This is a genomic window from Flavobacterium aciduliphilum (assembly GCF_003268855.1).
In the GTDB taxonomy this organism is placed as follows: Bacteria; Bacteroidota; Bacteroidia; order Flavobacteriales; family Flavobacteriaceae; genus Flavobacterium; species Flavobacterium aciduliphilum.
In genome coordinates this window covers 1-19,417 of record NZ_QLSZ01000015.1, presented here as the reverse complement: position 1 = coordinate 19,417, position 19,417 = coordinate 1, and the positions used below count along the sequence as shown (strand labels likewise).

Annotated in this window: 16 protein-coding genes; 4 read left to right on the top strand and 12 right to left on the bottom strand. The window is 33.2% G+C overall.

Annotation, left to right across the window (positions count from 1 at the left end; genetic code table 11):
• Positions 1-42: 42 nt before the first annotated feature.
• From hpf to CLV55_RS12350, 7 genes are all read right to left on the bottom strand, one after another.
• On the bottom strand, positions 43-336 hold the full coding sequence (hpf, locus tag CLV55_RS12380; protein ID WP_112114118.1) for a ribosome hibernation-promoting factor, HPF/YfiA family: 294 nt from the start codon (positions 334-336) through the stop codon (positions 43-45).
• Between the two features lie 30 nt (positions 337-366).
• On the bottom strand, positions 367-1,260 hold the full coding sequence (locus CLV55_RS12375; RefSeq protein ID WP_112114117.1) for a tyrosine-type recombinase/integrase: 894 nt from the start codon (positions 1,258-1,260) through the stop codon (positions 367-369).
• A 66-nt stretch (positions 1,261-1,326) separates the two neighbouring features.
• Positions 1,327-1,521, bottom strand: a complete 195-nt coding sequence (gene rpsU / locus CLV55_RS12370; RefSeq protein ID WP_112114116.1) for a 30S ribosomal protein S21 — start codon at positions 1,519-1,521, stop codon at positions 1,327-1,329.
• A 95-nt stretch (positions 1,522-1,616) separates the two neighbouring features.
• Positions 1,617-2,786 (bottom strand): acyl-CoA dehydrogenase family protein, encoded by a 1,170-nt coding sequence (locus CLV55_RS12365; RefSeq protein ID WP_112114115.1) that lies wholly within the window; start codon positions 2,784-2,786, stop codon positions 1,617-1,619.
• Between the two features lie 35 nt (positions 2,787-2,821).
• A complete protein-coding gene (locus CLV55_RS12360; RefSeq protein WP_112114129.1) occupies positions 2,822-3,703 on the bottom strand; it encodes a helix-hairpin-helix domain-containing protein in 882 nt (293 codons plus the stop codon).
• 5 nt (positions 3,704-3,708) lie between these two features.
• Positions 3,709-3,930, bottom strand: coding sequence for a PspC domain-containing protein (locus tag CLV55_RS12355; RefSeq protein WP_112114114.1), 222 nt, complete (start codon positions 3,928-3,930; stop codon positions 3,709-3,711).
• 1 nt (position 3,931) lies between these two features.
• Entirely contained in the window at positions 3,932-5,200 is a 1,269-nt protein-coding gene (locus tag CLV55_RS12350; protein WP_112114113.1) for a DUF2851 family protein, read from the bottom strand.
• A gap of 188 nt (positions 5,201-5,388) precedes the next feature.
• On the opposite strand from CLV55_RS12350, the gene CLV55_RS12345 reads away from it, so the two are divergent.
• On the top strand, positions 5,389-6,957 hold the full coding sequence (locus tag CLV55_RS12345) for a PNGase F N-terminal domain-containing protein (RefSeq protein WP_317048378.1): 1,569 nt from the start codon (positions 5,389-5,391) through the stop codon (positions 6,955-6,957).
• A 30-nt stretch (positions 6,958-6,987) separates the two neighbouring features.
• Here the strand turns inward: CLV55_RS12345 and CLV55_RS12340 are convergent, their stop codons facing one another.
• From CLV55_RS12340 to CLV55_RS12325, 4 genes are all read right to left on the bottom strand, one after another.
• A complete protein-coding gene (locus CLV55_RS12340; protein WP_112114111.1) occupies positions 6,988-8,349 on the bottom strand; it encodes a pyridoxal-phosphate dependent enzyme in 1,362 nt (453 codons plus the stop codon).
• A 173-nt stretch (positions 8,350-8,522) separates the two neighbouring features.
• Positions 8,523-10,490 (bottom strand): putative porin, encoded by a 1,968-nt coding sequence (locus tag CLV55_RS12335; RefSeq protein ID WP_112114110.1) that lies wholly within the window; start codon positions 10,488-10,490, stop codon positions 8,523-8,525.
• A 91-nt stretch (positions 10,491-10,581) separates the two neighbouring features.
• Positions 10,582-12,252 carry a SusD/RagB family nutrient-binding outer membrane lipoprotein gene (locus CLV55_RS12330; RefSeq protein ID WP_112114109.1) on the bottom strand — a complete coding sequence of 557 codons (1,671 nt, stop codon included), beginning with the start codon at positions 12,250-12,252 and terminating at the stop codon, positions 10,582-10,584.
• 12 nt (positions 12,253-12,264) lie between these two features.
• Positions 12,265-15,492, bottom strand: coding sequence for a SusC/RagA family TonB-linked outer membrane protein (locus CLV55_RS12325; RefSeq protein WP_112114108.1), 3,228 nt, complete (start codon positions 15,490-15,492; stop codon positions 12,265-12,267).
• A gap of 199 nt (positions 15,493-15,691) precedes the next feature.
• Here CLV55_RS12325 and CLV55_RS12320 point away from each other — a divergent pair, with 199 nt between their 5' ends.
• The gene (locus CLV55_RS12320; RefSeq protein ID WP_112114107.1) at positions 15,692-16,291 is read left to right on the top strand and encodes a ribonuclease HII; all 600 of its coding nucleotides are present in this window, start codon (positions 15,692-15,694) and stop codon (positions 16,289-16,291) included.
• A 15-nt stretch (positions 16,292-16,306) separates the two neighbouring features.
• Here CLV55_RS12320 and lipB read toward each other — a convergent pair whose 3' ends face one another.
• Positions 16,307-17,002: a lipoyl(octanoyl) transferase LipB gene (gene lipB, locus CLV55_RS12315; RefSeq protein WP_112114106.1), complete on the bottom strand. Its 696-nt coding sequence runs from the start codon at positions 17,000-17,002 to the stop codon at positions 16,307-16,309.
• Between the two features lie 177 nt (positions 17,003-17,179).
• Between lipB and lysS the strand changes: the two genes are divergently transcribed.
• Positions 17,180-18,874, top strand: coding sequence for a lysine--tRNA ligase (lysS, locus tag CLV55_RS12310; RefSeq protein ID WP_112114105.1), 1,695 nt, complete (start codon positions 17,180-17,182; stop codon positions 18,872-18,874).
• Positions 18,875-18,940: 66 nt separating this feature from the next.
• Positions 18,941-19,279, top strand: a complete 339-nt coding sequence (locus CLV55_RS12305; RefSeq protein ID WP_146739570.1) for a DUF2147 domain-containing protein — start codon at positions 18,941-18,943, stop codon at positions 19,277-19,279.
• Positions 19,280-19,417: the final 138 nt, after the last annotated feature.

The window sequence follows — 19,417 nt, the reverse complement described above, 5'->3', positions numbered from 1 at the left end:
TACTAAACAAAATATTTTTGTTAGTTTTTTTTATTAAACACATTATCTATTTTTTTCTTTTCGTTTAACAAGTACTCTTTCTAAAGATTCTGCTGCCATTTCAACCGCTTCTTCAAAGGATTTGCACTGTTTTTTTACCATAAAATCATCCCCTGGCACATGAATCTTAATTTCTACAATTTTATTTTCTTTATCACTCGTGTTTTCTACTTTCAAGAAAGCATCCGTTGAAACAATTTTGTCATAAAACTTCTCCAATTTACTCAATCTTTGCTGAATGAAATCAACCAATTTTCTATCGATTGTAAAATTTACCGCATTTACATTTACCTTCATAGTTTTTAGTGTTAAAGTTATACCTGCGAACTATTTTTCATTCCTAGGATGTGCTTTTGCATATACCTGCTGTAATTCTGCCAAACTATTATGAGTGTATACTTGCGTAGAAGCCAAGCTAGAATGTCCTAATAATTCTTTTACTGAATTTAAATCTGCCCCATTATTTAACAAATGAGTCGCAAAGGTATGACGAAGCACATGCGGACTCTTTTTTACTTTTTCTGAGACTTCACTAAAGTAATAATTAATTATTCGATAAACAAACGATTCACTTAATTTAACGCCTTTTAACATTAAAAAAAAGTATTCTTCATCTTTAACACATTCTATTTGAGAACGTTTATCAATATATTTTTTTATTTGTTCAACAACTATTGGAAGTATTGGAATGATTCGTTCTTTATTTCTCTTCCCAAGAACTTTTATCGTATGACTCACGATATCAACATGTTGTGTTTTTAAATGAATCAGCTCCGATCTTCTGATTCCCGTGGTATATAATAGCTCCACAAGTAATTTATTTCGAATGCCATCAAAATTATCATCAAATTCTTTCTCTTCCAAAACCGAAGTAAGTTCTTTTTGTGAAAAAGGAATTTGAATATTTTTTGGGGTTTTTAAAGATTTATGTTTCACTAGAGGAGAAACTGAAACTACTTTTATTTTGAGCAAAAACTTATAAAAAGCTTTCAAGGAAGCTATTTTTCTATTTACGGTAACCGTATTAAGTTCAGCATCCACCAAAACAACAATCCAAGACCTAATAATATTATATTGTACTTCAAACAATGGCATCCCTTCAAATTCTTCTTGAAGATAAGCCTCAAAAAAAAGCACATCTTTCACATACGCCTGAACGGTATGTAACGAATATTTTTTTTCGAGTTTGAGATACTCTTCAAAAGCGCGAATATTATCCATATAAAAAAGCCAATACACAAAGCTACAAAACTTTGTGTATTGGCTAAAATTTTAATTCAAAATTAACTACCCTTCTAATGAGTCTTTTAATGTTTGAATATATTGTGCTTTTTGAATCTCAGCTCTTCGTGTTACAGAAGGTTTCGTAAAAGCTTGACGCGCTCTTAATTGACGAACTGTCCCTGTTTTATCGAATTTTCTTTTATAGCGCTTTAATGCTCTATCTATATTTTCTCCGTCTTTAATTGGTATGATCAACATAATTTAGACACCTCCTCTCATTTAGTGGGTGCAAAAGTAATAATAATTATGAATTATGAATTATGAATTACCAATTTTTTTTAAAAAGAATTTATTTACTTTACAGCTGGTTTATAATTTTGATTGTCAATGATCATTTTTGATAAAATTTCACGCAATATTTCTGAGGTCCCTCCACCAATAGGTCCGAGACGACTATCACGCAACAATCGGGCCAACGGATATTCTTCCATATACCCATATCCTCCAAGCATTTGTAAGCAACTGTAAATAGTCTCATCTGCAACTTTTGTAGATTTTAATTTTGCCATTGTTGCTTCTTTCACAACATATTCTCCTTTATTCAATCGAGCGACAGCTGCATAATTAAAAATCTTACAATGTTCTACTTCTGTAGCATGATCAACAAACGTATGTCTTAATGCTTGAAATGTATTTATCTTCTTTCCAAAGGCCTCGCGCTGTTCCATATAATCTCTTGTATAATCCAAAGCGAACTCAGCTCTCGCATGAGCATTTACTGCCATGATTAGACGTTCTAAGGCAAAATGCTGCATGATATAAGAGAATCCTTTCCCTGCTTCGCCCATTAAATTATGTTCTGGGATTTCAACACCGTCAAAAGATATTTCTGCGGTATCAGAAGCACGCCACCCTAATTTATCCAATTTGGTTTTGGATATTCCAGGCAAATCGGCATCAATCAAAAAAATACTTATTCCTTTATTTCCAAGTTCAGGATTTGTTTTGGCTGCAACAACGTAATAATCGGCATACACCCCATTAGTAATAAATGTTTTCGACCCATTAATAATATAGCTATTCCCTTGTTTAACCGCTGTGGTTCGCATCCCTGCCACATCACTTCCACCAAAAGGCTCCGTAATACATAAAGCACCTATTTTATCTCCTGTGATGCTTGGCGCTAAATATGCTGTTTTGATACGTTCATCACCTTCAGCATTCAAATGAGTCATAGCTAAATATGTATGCGCCCACATGGCTGCTGCAAATCCAGATGATTTAATTTTTTGCAATTCTTCCAAAAAAACCACCGTATAAAATAAATCTAGATTTAACCCACCATACGCTTCAGGATAATTAACCCCAAAAAAGCCCATTTCGCCGAATTTTTTCCAAATAAAACGCTCAATTGTGCCTGTTTTCTCCCATTTCTCAATATGAGGCACAACTTCTTTCTGCAAAAAATCTTGTAAGCTTTTTCTAAACAATTCGTGTTCTTCTGTAAAATATGTAGAACTCATAAATATAGTATTCAAGTTATTAATTCAGATAAATTTTAAAATTCCAAATATAAGGCAATTATTTTTATTTTTTCAACAGGAAAACCTTTAATATTTGCCAAATCCTCAATTTTTATCGCCCCATTCATACTCCTGTAGGAAACAATATTTTTAGAAATTGGATATTTGAAGTACGGAAAAACACCTAACTCCTTAATAGATGCCGTATTAATATTAACTTTTTTGAGTGTATGACTGCTTTTTACAACAAAATATTTGTTTAAATTCTCAGTAACTTCTGGAGACAAACCCCAAATTTCATTCATCTGATCCATTGAAACGAAGCCTCCTAAAAGGTTTCTATAAGTCAGAATTCTGTCTGAAATAACGTCTCCTATTCCGTAAATTTTCATGAATTCTTCTTTAGTTGCCTGATTAATATCTAAAACTTTAAGAACCTCTTTTTTAGGAAAGGTTTTGTTGTTTTTAAATGCCTCATTTCTGATTTGGGAGGACTTATTCTTATTCAATACCCAATCTGGAAATTTAAAATAAGGTGCTATTTCTTTCAATAACGCCTCTGAAACCCCTGTAACTTTCTGAAATTCTTCAGGAGAATTGACAAATTTTCCTTGGTTTCTGTAGTCCAACAAGCGTTTAATTTCCTCTGGCTTCATACCCAGTTGGTATCCTTTAAAATCGGAAATATAATTTGGATTAAAAGCATATCGTATAGGGGGAGCCTTTTCCAATTTTACAGTATCTAACGTTTTTTGCAACGCCACCCATTCTTTTGATTCAACAGAACTCTTTTGCATATCTGAAAAATCCACAAAAAAATAAACACATTGCAACGCTACAATGATTACAAACAAAAGCAAAATCCCTTTTCGCTGTTCTCTTGAAAAAGCAAACATGTTAGATATAAATTCAGGCATCGGCATTACAAATCAAATACTGAAGTTCGTTTTCCTCTTATTAAATCTTTTAGTTTAATCCAAAAAGCCAGCGTTAAATATACTCCAAAACCAAGACCTACTGTGACAAACGATATGTAAATAAAAAACAAGCGAACATTAGTGGCACGTATACCCAATTTATCAGCCAAACGGGAAGACACATGAAACCCGTGTTTTTCAAAAAAATACCTAATATTTGTTATCATCTTATTTCTTTAAAAGTTCCAAACCAACAGCACATTCTAAACATAATTTTTTATTACAATATTCATTTTTGAGTTGCAATAAGGCTTGCGTTTGAAAGGCATTTTTCGATTTCACTCCAAAGCTACCAAATTTATCAATAATATTATTTTTTTCGGGTGCAATATTCCTTAAAATTTCGAGTAAACTATCAAAATTTTCTATTCCTTGGCTTTTATAATAGGTAAAAAGTAAAGGAATGATGGTATTCATTAGAATTAGATCAACAAATGATTTAGAGAGTAGTCGTTGTTTTCTTGAAATTGGCTTATCAAACGTATAATGTGTTTTCCAATACGAACCAACAGAAACTGAAAACAAATCATACCATTCGTGATTCTTTTGCACTGTCAAAATTTTTGCAAATAGATTTCTTTGTACATGATATAACATGGCTAACTGAGCCAATCGTATCGTTGGAAAATTATCGGGTCTATGTTTGAAAAATTGTACTTGGGGCAGAACAGGTTTCTTAATTCCATACTTGATTCTTAAATAATCACACCAAGCAATTAAATCTAAAACATAAGTATCTTCTGCTTTACTAGGAAGCATATTGGCTTGCCCAAAAAACAATGCTTCTAGATATTTATATTCAAAAGCTTCCTTTCGAATCACTCCAAAAGGTATGGATTTTGCCATTTCAAAAAACACTACTCCATTTGTATTCAATCCAAAATTTTTGGCCAATAAACAAAACAAAACAGCTTCCCAATCGTTATTTGTTTCCTCTAATAACTTTTCGATATCTTTAGATTTCCGATCCAAGCGTTCAATAAAAACACGTTCTAACCAATGAGTAAAGACAAAATCATCAACTATTGCGATTTGGTTTTCACAAAACAACCAAGATTTTTGACTGGTAAGCTGATGGTATCGCGCTATCTCTTCATCATCAACATACTTTTTAATTTCTAATACTGGAATTTCTCTATTATCTTTCCCAAAAATAGGCGTGTCATGTTCCCAAACTACATGAAGAATCACATTGTCATAATTTTGATCTTGCTCATGCTGGTGGAGGTACCAATCGGATGATTTTACGTGTATTTCGATATTGCCTGCCCACTTTTGATTGTTTAATACAATCTGAGCATTGAAAAAATCAGGGCCAGAATTTTTGGTATACTGACCAAAATTTAGAATGGTTAAGGATTGCCCTTCTGCTGTAAACAATTGGGTTGTATTAATTTTTTTATACAACCAAAGGTGGTGTAAAAAATCTTCTTTCATAATAAATCTGTATGGCTTTGAGACCACTAAATTAATTTTTTACCTTGAATAAAACAAATTTTAAAATATTAAATTTCAAAACTTATATTTGTATAATAAACCAAAAATCAATGAAGCAGGTTGTTTTTAACATTTTTTTATTTTTTTCAATTGTTTCCTGGAGTCAAAAAAACTACAAGATTACATATTTGAAAAGTTCTAATGGTAAAGTAATTGAAAACCCAATTGTTGTTTTCTCAAATGATCAATTATCATTGATTACTTCTGAATCAATAATGAATGGCAAATCTTCATTCCCTTTCGAACAAACTTTAATTACTAACGATAACTATTTTCAAATTACAAATTTGAACCATACTAAAACTATAGCCACAAAAGACAGCACTTCAATCAGCAAACAAAAATTTGAACTGATGAGTGAATCAAAAAAAATATTAGGCTTCAATTGTAAAAAAGCAAAAACAGTTATAAATTCAAATACTATAGAATTATGGTATACCAATGAAATAAAAATAAAAGGAAGTCCTACACTATTAGGCCATAATTTAGGTTTAGTATTAGAAACTATACGAAATGGAAATTTTAAGATTTCTGCAATTAATATTGAAAAAACAAAAGAAATTCCTACCTGCACATTTGACTCAAAAAAGATTATAAATTCATTAACATATAAAGATATCATTTGGAAAAGTAAATTTGTTACTATTCCTGTTTTCAAAGACGAGATAATAAATTTTTCGGATGAAACGAAATCAAACGACAGTATCATGCGCTTTGCACATGGAACTATTATTTTAAAAAAAGTAAAAATACCTAAAATCTCAAAGGGAAGTCAAATTTTTTTAGACCTCACAGAGCAATCTAACGGTGATGCTTATGACAGAACGGGTGTTGTTTTTATTATTCCTACAGATAAAAAATTTTCTTTTTATGATGGTTTAGAAAATGGCATCAATATGCTTCCAATTTATAACAACGGAAACGGAAAACAATACCGTGGAATTATTTCTACAAATGAATTTAATCCTATAATAGAATTAATGCGTTTTTTTACTCCATTTGGAATAAAACAATACAACACTATACAACTAAAAGATAAAACTTGGGAAGAGTGTGTCTTGTATCGTCAAGAAATTTCTGAATGTGCTCAAGCTTTGAATGAAAAGGACGTTTATATCGGGACATTTATTGGAAATTATGATAAAGGAGGTCATAAAGTAAGTGTAAATATCACGATACATCCAGAAGAAGAAAATACAGTTGCTAAAACATATAACATAATCCCTTTATTTTGTACAACAAATATTATGGAAATGGGTGGACAGGAATACAGCACTTTATTTAATAGTGATAAAGGGTTATTTATGACATTCACACTGGATAAAGCGCTAAAAAATGCACGGCTTCGTTATATTACAACTGGACATGGTGGCTGGGAAAATGGTGACGAATTTATTCCTAAAAAAAACACAATATATTTAGACAATAACGAAATCTTTCATTTCACTCCATGGCGAGAAGATTGTGGGGCATTTCGATTGTATAATCCAGCCTCAGGAAATTTCGACAATGGATTATCATCATCCGATTATAGTCGTTCTAATTGGTGTCCTGGAACTAGCACAAACCCAATTTATATTGAATTGGGTGATCTCACTGTAGGCACACACACGCTACAAATTAAAATACCACAAGGCCCTAACGAAGGAAATAGTTTTAGTTCTTGGAATGTTTCTGGTTTATTGTTTGGAGAGTAAAAAAGCTGCCCTTTTTGGACAGCTTCATTATCATTTTATAGAACCAATAATATCATATTTGGTGATGATGTGGTGTTTCCCATTGTCTAGAGCAATTAAAACCGCTTGATTGTCTTTGGTTATTAGCTTTGAAACCTCCTCTATTGGCTTTGAAGCTGTAACTATAGGATAAGGATTACCCATGACTTCTCTAATAGGTTTGTCTGCCACATTTTTGTCTAAAACATAGCTTTGAAATAATGCAGATTCATCTACCGAGCCTACAAATCCATTAATATCAATTACTGGTATTTGGGATATCTTATACTTACGCATTCTCTCAATAGCGTGAGAAACGAGTTCTTCTGTACGAACCACTACTAATGGCTTTTCGATGTGATCTTTTATCAAGTCTTCCGCTTTGGTAATCTCCTCTTCCAAGAAACCTCGTTCGCGCATCCAATCATCGTTGAACATTTTTCCAACATAACGGCTTCCTGAATCGTGAAACAACACCACAACCACATCGTCTTTACCAAAATGCTCTTTCAATTGGTGCAATCCTTTCACGCAAGCGCCTGCCGAATTCCCTACAAAGATCCCTTCTTCTAAAGCTATTTTACGAGTGTAGACGGCCGCATCTTTGTCGGTTACCTTAGTAAATCCATCAATTACAGAAAAATCAACATTCTTTGGCAGAATATCTTCTCCAATTCCTTCAGTGATGTAAGAGTAGATTTCATTTTCATCAAAAATACCCGTTTCATGGTATTTCTTGAAAACGGAACCATACGTATCGATTCCCCAAACTTTTACATTTGGGTTTTTTTCTTTTAAATATTTTCCGATTCCAGATATTGTTCCTCCTGTGCCTACACCAACGACAAAATGTGTAACTTTCCCTTCCGTTTGTTCCCAAATTTCTGGCCCGGTTTGTTCATAGTGTGCTAATGCATTACTGGGATTGTCATATTGATTGACATACCATGAATTAGGAATATCAACTGCCAATTGTTTTGACACTGAATAGTACGATCTTGGATCGGTTGGTTCAACATCGGTTGGACAGACAATCACTTTGGCTCCAACAGCACGAAGTATGTCTACTTTTTCTTTGGATTGTTTGTCTGAAATAACACAAATCAATTTGTATCCTTTTACAATGGCTGCCAAGGCCAAACCCATACCAGTATTCCCCGAAGTCCCTTCAATAATCGTTCCTCCTGGTTTCAAACGTCCATCGGCTTCTGCATCTTCGATCATTTTTAGCGCCATTCGGTCTTTTGTAGAGTTTCCAGGATTGAATGTTTCAACTTTTGCTAAAACCAAGGCCTCAATACCTTCTACAATTTTATTTAATTTCACTAAAGGCGTATTTCCAATAGTACCAAGAATATTTTCTGAATAATTCATAATCGTTTGTTTGTGTGACAAAGGTATAGATAATAAAATCGTTTTCAAAACTACTGATTTTATTCAAATGGATTCCCTTTAACCCTGATTGCAATAGAAATCCTTGCCTTTTTAGGCAAGATTGACATGGAAAGCAGGAATAGGGTTTTGTAAAAGACCCGAGCGATTGGTTGCTATTGAAAAAAATTCCAAACCAAACCAAATCGTATCATAAAATCATGATAGGGTATGCTTGGCGCTGCATAAAATTTGTTGCCTGTAAAGCTAGAATTGAAATGTTCTGCTTTTAAATAAATACGTGTTTGTTTAACACAAGCATTGACAAAGAAATCCAACATGGGGAAGCTTCCTATTTTTTTGGTATTTTGCACAAAAAACTCGCCAAGCACAGGATTGTAATCTTCTGCATAATAGCTTGTAAAATAATTACAACTCACACCTGTTTGTAAAAACATCGCTTTTTGAAACACCTGTTTGGAATAATAAAGGGTATGTCGTAAAACAAATTGAGGCACGTTAAGAATGGCTTCGTTTTGCACTACTTTTTGATAGAGAAGGGTGTTATCTAAGGCCCATTTTTTGTACTTGAGCTCTTTTGAATACTTTAATGACAAATAATTAATAGTCCCCGCATATTGTTTTGGAGTTATGTATTGTTGGTAATCGCCTATCGTATCGTTGCTAAAATACAGGTGATCTTTCAAAGTCATCATTTGTACTTCTGCTTTTCCGAATGGGGATAAAATTGAACCGGACAGTGCATTACTTTTTTCGTTATTGAAATCGTTATTCCAATTGTAACGATTATAACTACTTTGGTGCAAATTAAAATTGTGATTAGGAATTTTACTGATATTTTGATATTGAACCACCAAAGAAATCTTTTTTCCTAAATTATAATTCAATTGTGCTTCAAAATCCCTCATGCTGATTGTTGAAATGGAATTGGACGCCGTGACTATCGCATGCCAGTTTTTCTTTCTATATTCATATTGCCCCCCTACAGTAGTAAATGAAGCCTTTAACGCTTTTGGCAAGTATAAAGTGCTGGCAACTCCGCCTTGAACGTCACTCAGATTTTTATCAAAGTCATACGAATAGTTATAGTTAAAATTCTCTGTAAAAAACTGAAATCTTCCTAAACGTTTGTTTTCATAAAGGGCACCAAATTTATTATATAACTTATCATAAAGCGTTTGATCGTTGATATTGGACGCAACGGACGACGCACCGAAACGCTGAAAAGAGTTGCCAAATGTCCCAATTTTCGAACCTAGTGTCGCTTGATTGTATTCAAAATATTGATGTTCATAACTGAACTGGTGGGTGAGAATAATATTATTGTTTGTTTCTTTTGGATTGATTCGGAAATCATGATCAAAGAAAAAACGTTTCCCTTTGAGAAATGATTTAGCATCGGTTAAATAAACTTGCAACCGTGGTCTGTTTTTATAAGTGGGATCATTACTTTCAAAATCAGAAGGCTTGGTGAGTCCGCCATTTTCTCCATTCAAGATATCTTGACCTGTGTAATGAAAACGGATAGAATAGCGTTTGTCTGTTGTAGTATAATTGCTTGTGAACCTAAAATTACCCGAACTTGACAGCTGGTTAATGTATTTTCCTAAAGAGCGTAATCCTTTAAAAGCGATAGAAAAATTAAAATTCTTAGAGGTATTAAGGGTTATAAACGCATCTACGTTTTGTCCCTGTTCCATCACTGTTTTAAAATACAATTCGGTAAGAGGTGTAGGCACAGAATAATACTGTATTTCTCGCTGTTCAAGGTAGGCAAAATGTTTGGCTTTAAAACCAAATTCTGGAAATGCTGACAGGGTATTTCTTCCAAAATGGAGTGTATTGTAGGTTTGTCCTTCATTGGGAAAAGGCATCAAACCGAAAAGATCTTTCCGAAGGTAATTGTAATCATATTCTTTTTTTATGGAGAGTGTCGTGTCTACAAGGGTAGTATCTCTCTGTAATGAAATGATTTTATAGGAAGTGATCGGTGCCTTTTTGGCTAATTCTTTGGCACGTTGTGCTGCAGTTTTGATTAAGCTTTTAGGAGGTTTGTTTTGCGCTTGTACTTGAAATTGAAAGACAAACCCTAATAACATTAAAATAATATATATGTATTTCATACTTATTTTGAAAGCAACAAAAGTAGGTAACTTTTAGCAATAAAAAAAAGACCGCACAAGGCGGTCTTTTATTATGATATAATACAATTTATTATTGTAACCAAAATGGTGATTTAGAATTAACACTGAAAATATCACCTAAACCAACATTAGGAACATTGGCAGAATTTGAAATATACTCTGAACTTGGATAAATCAATCTGTTTGGTCTCTTAGTGTAAGATGAATTTTTAGGCATTGGATTCAAAGGATAACCTGTTCTTGTGTTATCAATATATGATTCAATAGCATTAGATGGCAATATCGCAATCCATTTTTGATACATAATTGCATTATAATTTTCGCTGAATGTAAATGTTGAATTATAACCAAAATTAGGTTTTGCATTTATTGTAGTTAAATAAGTCCCTGGAGTTGCATTATAAAAAGACATAGAAGCATTAACACCAGCTGCAAAAGAACTTGCTGCATTCAAACCTAAAGCAGCAAAAGATGGATTTACAGAACCTAAATGAGCCGCTTCAGCTTGCAAGAAATAAGATTCAGCTACTGTCATTACATATCCTTTATTACCAGCAAAAATATTTCCTGTAGAAAGAGTTGGATTTGTGGCACCTGTTCCTGTTTGATTGTAAGGATTGAAGAAATATCCAGCTAATTTACTTGGTTGACCAGTAGTAGAACCCCCTGGCTTGAAAACATCTACAAAAACACTACCTTGTGTAACACCTCTTTGTCCATTTGGACTAGTAAAAATTGACAATCTTCTTGGATCATTTACATTAGGATAATTAATACCTGAACCAGCAACAATTTCTTGTTCTGAAGCGGAAGCATAATTAACATTAGTGTATGGATTTAAACACTTGATAAAGTGTCCTGATGCAGCGTAAACATTATAATTTGTTGGATTAGCATTCATATCCCAACCAAAATTATATACTAATGGGTTTACAGTATCGTTTCTACTATCACTGAATCCAGGTTGAATGGTTACATCTGTAGAAATAAAATTATTGTTTCCATTAGCTACCATGCTAGCCAATCTTTGATCTCTATATGTTCCAGCAGCTCCAGTACATTTAGACATTCTCAACAACATTTTCAATTCAATTGTATTTGCAAATGTTTTCCATGAAGCCATAGAACCACCAAAAATCATATCATAAGAATTAGATTTTGCTGTTGAATTTGGATAAGTACCTGCTGCAATATCATCAATTAAAGCTCTTGCGTTGTCCAGTTCAGTGAATAATTTTTTATAAATTTCAAAATCATCATCATACTTTGGTGTAATATTATTAATCCCTTTAAATGCTTCAGTGTAAGGAGCATCACCATATAAATCAACAATATATTCCATATCATAAACTTTACCAATCATAGCAATAGCTTTAAACTCTTTATATTCTGAGTTTACATCATTATAATCAATAACTTTTTGATAAACACCTGCTCTTAAATATAAATTTTCCCAAATAGATTTATAAAAAATACTTGTGACATTCATAGAAAATTCATCATTAAAAGGTGCAGCATAACTCTGTACATTTCCACCGCATGCGTTAGAAAAAAGAAGTCCTAGACGCTCCATAGTAGAAGCTTGTGTTGAATATGACAAAGTTTGAGCAGCAGACAAATACTGGTCAGGTGTTGCTAAGTCAGCATTCAACTGATTAGGATTTGGTCCTAAGTCTGTATAATCATTACATGAAATTAATGATACAGACAATAAAAATAATGCTATTTTAATTTTTTTCATAATAAGCAATTTTTAAAAAGTTACGTTTAAACTAAAACCATAAGTTTTTGTTGTAGGATATTGACCAACATTAGAGTAACCAGGTACAGTATTTAAGTATGAAGCCTCTGGATCAGTATATCCTTGATTTTTTCTTCCATATTGATCCCCATTGTGGATAAATATTATAAATGGATTTCTCGCATTTACACCAAATTTAAGAGAATTAATTCCTGTGTTTTTTAACATACTAGAAGGCAATGAATATGATAATGAGATCTCTCTAATTTTAATAGCAGATGCATCAACAATTGAATATTGACCTATTCTTGATAATTGAGTATAATATGTAGCTAAACCTCTTGAATCAGTTGCAGCAGCTCCTCCTACTGGAGTAGTATTTGTCACATAAACAGGTGTTGATGGTAAACTTGAATTTACAACAGAATTTGGAACTGTATATCCTTGACTTCTATCAAATTCAGCTGAATCTAAGGTAAACCCTGCAAATAACATAGAATTATAGGTATCAGAATACATGCTATAATTAGCTCTATAATCTGCTACTGCAGTTAATGACAATCCTTTGTAAGAAAATGTATTTGACAAGTTAATAATATAATCAGGAGTAGCTTTTCCTACTGTCTGTAAAGTTGATGTTACTTGTGGAATACCATTAGCTCCTACAATTACATGACCATCTGCATCGGTTGCAAATTGAGTAGCCTTTATTGTTGGAAATTGTTCACCCACAGAAGCATACAAACCTACACCACCTGAAGAATCAAGTAATAAGTTAAGATCTGTCGTTCCATTAGATAATTCTTTAACAACTGTTTTATAATGTGTTAAACCAGCTCTAACATTCCAGTTAAATCCTTTATCACTTTTGAATGGAACAAAACCAATTCCAAACTCATACCCTTTGTTTTGTAATTTTCCGGTATTACTTAATAATGTAGAAGAATATGGAGCATAAGAAGTAGTAGCATTTGTAATCAAGTCTTTTGTATCATTAATATAATACGACCCGTCTATTGACACTCTATCTTTAAACAATGAGAATTGTCCACCAATTTCTTTAGAAAACACAAATTCTGGTTTAATATTTGGATCCACTAACGCGGTTCTTGGAGTATATGACAACAAACCACCTGACGTGTATGGATATCCTGACGCACCATAAGCAACGTTTGTAGCAGCATACTGTCCTACAGAACTTGAGTTACCCACTTTACTAAAGTTAATATATAATTTTGCATAATTTAACACATCTCCTTTGATACTGTTAAATGCAATTGTAGGAATGAAAGACAATCCAGCAGAATAGTAATTGAATGTTTTTCCAACAATTGTTGAAGTTTGCTCAATACGATCTGTTAAATTCAAAAACAAATATTTGTTATAATCAAAATCCATATTAGCAAAAGCAGCTACTTTTCTTGTTTGATTATATCCATTACTCAATGATGTAATTCTATCAGGATTTTGAACGTTTTGTATGTTATACCATCCTGCAATTTTTAAATTCGTTCCTCCTTGTTGAGTATAAGAATAATAAGTATCTTGAACGTTAGCTCCGAAATTAGCTTTAAAGTTTATTTTTGATGTTAAATCATAATTCATATTTAACAAAATATCGTCATAAACTTTTCTCATCATATTTGTTGAAATATAATAACTTGACAAACTATATTGATCAGCTCCTCCAAAATCTTGATAAGTTCCAGTATTAGTACCAGTTAACAAAGAAGAATAATCATAAAATGCATTTTCATTAAAACCATCATTATGAGAATCATTTGTACTAGATACCATTTGAATATTGGTAGTATTTGTCAATGATAAATTTTTGTTTAATTCATAATCTAATCTGAAGTTCCCATTAAAACTATTAGAATTTGAATTGTATCTTTTTTGTTTAATAATTTGCCAAGGATTTTGAGCATAAACTGTCCAGTGATGAGCAGTACCTGAATCTTTAAACATATTTACATCAATATTAGTTGGTGTTTGAAGTAACTCATACAATAAATTAGAGTCTGTTTCTGATGTTGATTGGTTGATATAGGTAGCTGATCCGTCAATTTTCCATTTTCCAGCTTTTTTACCTGCTTTCAACATCACAACATTTCTTTTCATTCCATCTCTATCCACAACGAAATCAGATGTTTGACGAGAATATGTACCCATAACATATCCTTCTTCATTACCTGCATTTACAGTTACACTATTTTGTGTAATCATACCTGTTTTGAAGAAATCTTTAATATTATCTGATCCACGTGACTCCCATTTACTCATAAGAATCGTTCCATCTGCTTGCGGTAAACCAACAGGAACCATAGTCCCTGCCCAGTTAGGATCACTAAACGCAGGACCCCACGCTCCATTTTCATAAGGAGACCATGATGAATAGCCGTTTCTTGGATCTGATGGATTGTTAAATCCGAAATCATAACTTGTATCTACCCAACCTTGACCATATTTGGTTTGTCTTTTAGGTAAAAATGAAATTTTTTGAAAATCAATAGAAGAGTTTACTGTAACTTCCATTTTAGATTTTGCACCTCTTTTTGTAGTTACAATTAAAACCCCATTTGAACCTTGCTCACCATACAAAGCAGCTCCTTGAGCCCCTTTAATAACATTCACTGATTCAATGATTTCTGGCGGCAATTGCTTTAAAATATCTGCAGAAGATATTGCATTATCAATAACAACCAACGCTTGGTTATTTCCCGTCAAGGTTCTATTACCTCTTAACACAATACTTGTTGAAGCGTTAGCACCATTCGATGTTGTATTAATTTGCAAACCAGTCACCTTTCCAGCCAAAGACTGAACCACATTCGGATTAGCCGCCTGTGTTAATTCCTTATTCCCAACATTTTGTTGTGCAGAAGAAATTTGATTTCTTGATTTTTTAATACCAATTGAAGTCACCACAACTTCTTCGATTGTTTTAGCTACTTCTTTTAAAGACACATTATAACTGCTAGCTGCACCAACAGTTACTGTTTTTTTCTCGTATCCTTGAAAAGAAAATTCTAAAACATCTCCTGCTTTAGCTTTTATGGCATATTTACCATCCATATCTGCCGACACCCCTTTTGTTGTACCTTTAATTACAACATTAGCACCTGGCAAAGGCAGTTTACCATCGGTAATCGTACCTGAAACAGTTTTGTCTTGAGCAAACGAAAACTGCATTGAAAACGCTAGTAATAGCGTAAAAATCCATTTGAACTTCGATCTCATATTAAATTTATTTGAGTTAGTTATTCCGCAAACTTCTTAATAATTTCTTAAATAAACAAATAATACTTCGGAATATTATTTTTTATTTTTGTTAAATTTTTGAAGCCATTTGCACATAACATCACGATTAGTTCTATATAGATGTGCGATTTACGAAAAAGGTTGTGTTAAAAATTATATTTTTTTTAAACCAAAATTTATGCTAAAATTAAGATTCTCATCATTCGATTTGGAATGTGGTACCGACGAAGCTGGAAGAGGCTGTTTGGCAGGCCCAGTTACAGCAGCAGCCATTATACTCCCTCCCGACTTTCAAATTAACACCTTAAACGACTCTAAACAACTATCAGAAAAAACAAGAGATCAACTAAGGCCTTTATTGGAAGAACAAGCCATTAGTCATAGTGTCACTCATATAGAACCCGATATCATTGATTCTATAAACATCTTAAATGCTTCGATAAAAGCCATGCAAGAATCGATTCTTCAATTGAATCCCGCTCCATTATATATAATTGTTGACGGCAATCGTTTTAAACCAATTCATGGAATTCCACACACCACTATAGTAAAAGGGGATTCAAAATATATGAGTATTGCAGCCGCTTCTGTGTTAGCCAAAACATACAGAGACGACTACATGAACAGAATTCACGAAGAATATCCAATGTATAATTGGAAAAAAAACAAAGGCTATCCCACCAAAGAACATCGTGAAGCCATACGAAAATATGGCACTACCAAATACCACCGCATGAGTTTTCGGTTATTGCCAGAGCAACTTGCTTTAGATTTTTGAGACACTTTTAAAATATTAAAAAAATTGTGCTTCAAACAACACCGCAAAATGATTTAGAATTTTTTCTTTCACTTCATGTTCGTTTACCTCTTGACCTAATTCGACATGCATAGAAGTTACTGCTTTTCCTTTAATACCGCATGGAATAATATTATCAAAATAGCCTAAATCGGCATTTACATTGAGTGCAAATCCATGCATCGTAACCCAGCGGGAAGCACGCACACCCATTGCACAAATTTTTCGGGCAAACGGAGTTCCTACATCAATCCATACTCCAGTTTCTCCTTCACTTCGTACTCCTATTATATTATACTCCGCTAAAGTCAAGATAATCGCTTCTTCTAAAAAACGTAGGTACTTATGAATATCTGTAAAAAAGTTTTCTAAATCAAGAATAGGATACCCTACAATTTGACCGGGACCATGATACGTGATATCCCCTCCTCTATTAATCTTATAAAAAGTAGCTCCTTTAGCTTCTAATTGTTTTTCAGAAAGCAACAAATTGGACATATCCCCACTTTTTCCCAATGTATACACATGTGGATGTTCTACAAAAAGAAAATAATTAGGCGTTTCAAGATGCGTTTCGTCTCTTCTATTTTGGATTTTGACATCAACAATACTTTTAAAAAGTTCTTCCTGATACTCCCAGGTCGATTTATAATCTTTAGTACCTATATCTTGAAGATGGATTTTTTTGTTCATTCTATACACTTAATGAGGTTACAAAAATACAAAACTTAACACTCACTCTCCTTTATTTTTTTGACTCAAAATTCTAAGTTACACAAAAACAAGATTTCTCAAAGAATCCTAATTTTAAACTTTTAGCCTTTTAAACTTTTAAACTAATACTTATCTTTGCGCACAAAAATCAATTATATGCAACTTTCGGAACAAGAAATCATTAGACGAGAAAAACTTAACGCGCTACGTGCCCTAGGAATCAATCCCTATCCAGCCAACTTATTTCCTGTAAACCACACCTCAAAACAAGTTAAAGAACATTTTGAAGAAGGGAAGAAAGTTATTTTGGCGGGGCGTATCATGAGTGATAGAGACATGGGAAAAGCTTCGTTTGTTGAATTACAAGATAGTGAAGGTAGAATACAATTATATTTTAATCGTGATGTCATTTGCCCAGGCGAAGACAAGACATTATACACACAAGTTTTTAGAAAACTAACCGATTTAGGCGATTTTATTGGTGTAGAAGGGGAGTTATTTCTAACCAAAGTAGGAGAGAAATCTGTTCGTGTTGATCAATTTACTTTTTTAAGCAAAACCTTACGCCCCCTTCCACTTCCTAAAAAAGATGAAGAAGGAAATATTTACGACGCCTTTAATGATGCTGAATTGCGTTACCGTATGCGTTATGTTGATTTGGTGGTTAATCCGCAGGTTAAAGACGTTTTTGTTAAAAGAACTAAATTATTTCATGCCATGCGTACCTTCTTCAATAAAGCTGGATACATGGAAGTAGAAACCCCCGTATTACAGTCCATTCCGGGAGGAGCAGCCGCACGACCCTTTGTTACACACCACAACAGTTTAGATATTCCGTTATACATGAGGATTGCGAATGAATTGTATCTTAAACGATTGATTGTTGGTGGATTTGATGGGGTTTATGAGTTTTCGAAAAACTTCAGAAATGAAGGCATGGACCGAACACACAATCCAGAATTTACAGCCATGGAAATCTATGTAGCCTATAAAGACTACCACTGGATGATGGAATTCACCGAAAACCTTTTGGAATTTTGTGCAAAAGAAGTCAACGGAACCACTGAGGTCATATTCGGAGAGCATAAAATTGATTTTAAAGCACCTTATGCTCGTATTACTATGACTGATGCTATAAAACAATTTACAGGTTTTGATATCACAGGCAAAAACGAAACGGAATTATTTGAAGCGGCTCAATCGATGGGTATTGAAGTAGACCGAACCATGGGTAAAGGAAAACTAATTGATGAAATTTTTGGAGCGAAATGTGAAGGAAATTTTATACAACCTACTTTTATCACTGATTATCCAAAAGAGATGTCACCGCTTTGTAAATCGCATCGTGACAATCCCGACTTAACGGAGCGTTTCGAATTAATGGTATGTGGAAAAGAAATTGCCAATGCTTATTCAGAATTGAATGACCCTATTGATCAAAGAGAGCGATTTGTCGCTCAAATGGAGTTGGCCGCCAAAGGCGATGAAGAAGCAAACGGAATTATAGATGAAGACTTTTTACGAGCATTAGAATATGGAATGCCTCCAACCTCTGGCTTGGGAATAGGCATGGATCGACTGATTATGTTTTTAACCAATAACCCATCCATTCAAGAAGTATTATTCTTCCCACAAATGCGACCAGAGAAAAAACAAATTGAATTAACTGAAGATGAAAAAATAATTTCAAATTTATTGCGTATTGAGAACCATCAACCTTTGGTAGCCTTAAAAGAAAAAGCTGCCCTTAGCGGAAAAAAATGGGACACAGCCATGAAAGGACTAGCAAAACATGGACTCACAAAGGTTATAGTAGACGGAGAACAAAAGACGGTTTCGTTAATCTCATGATTTTTTTTGCCACATAAATATTTTTTTATATATTCGCCATTCAACAAATTAACACAAAAAACAATTATGAAAAAATTTATTGCAATACTTGCTCTTTTTTTAGCATTTAGTGTTACTTCTAATGCTCAAGAAACTAAAAAAGCAGTGACTACTCAAAGAAGTGCAACTGATGATGCTAAAGAATTATCAACCACAGTAAAAATGGATGATAGTTTATTGAAAGATTTCACAACATTATTAAGCATGAGAGCTGATGCTTTAAGCAGTGCTAAATCAGAAGCCGATCGTAAAGCTATTTTTGAAACTTTTGCTAGAAAAATGCAAGGAGGTCTGACTCAAGAACAATTAGAGCAACTTAAAACGAACAAAGCTCTATATGAATCTTTAATGGTTTACAAAAAATAAAAAAAGAGGCTAATGTGCACTGCCCCCAAAAAGTTAGACACTATTTGGGGGTATTTTTATGGAAAGAAAAGTCAAGTATGATTATGCATTTAAGTTAGAATGTGTAGAATTAGTTTTAAAGAAGCATTATTCTTGTGA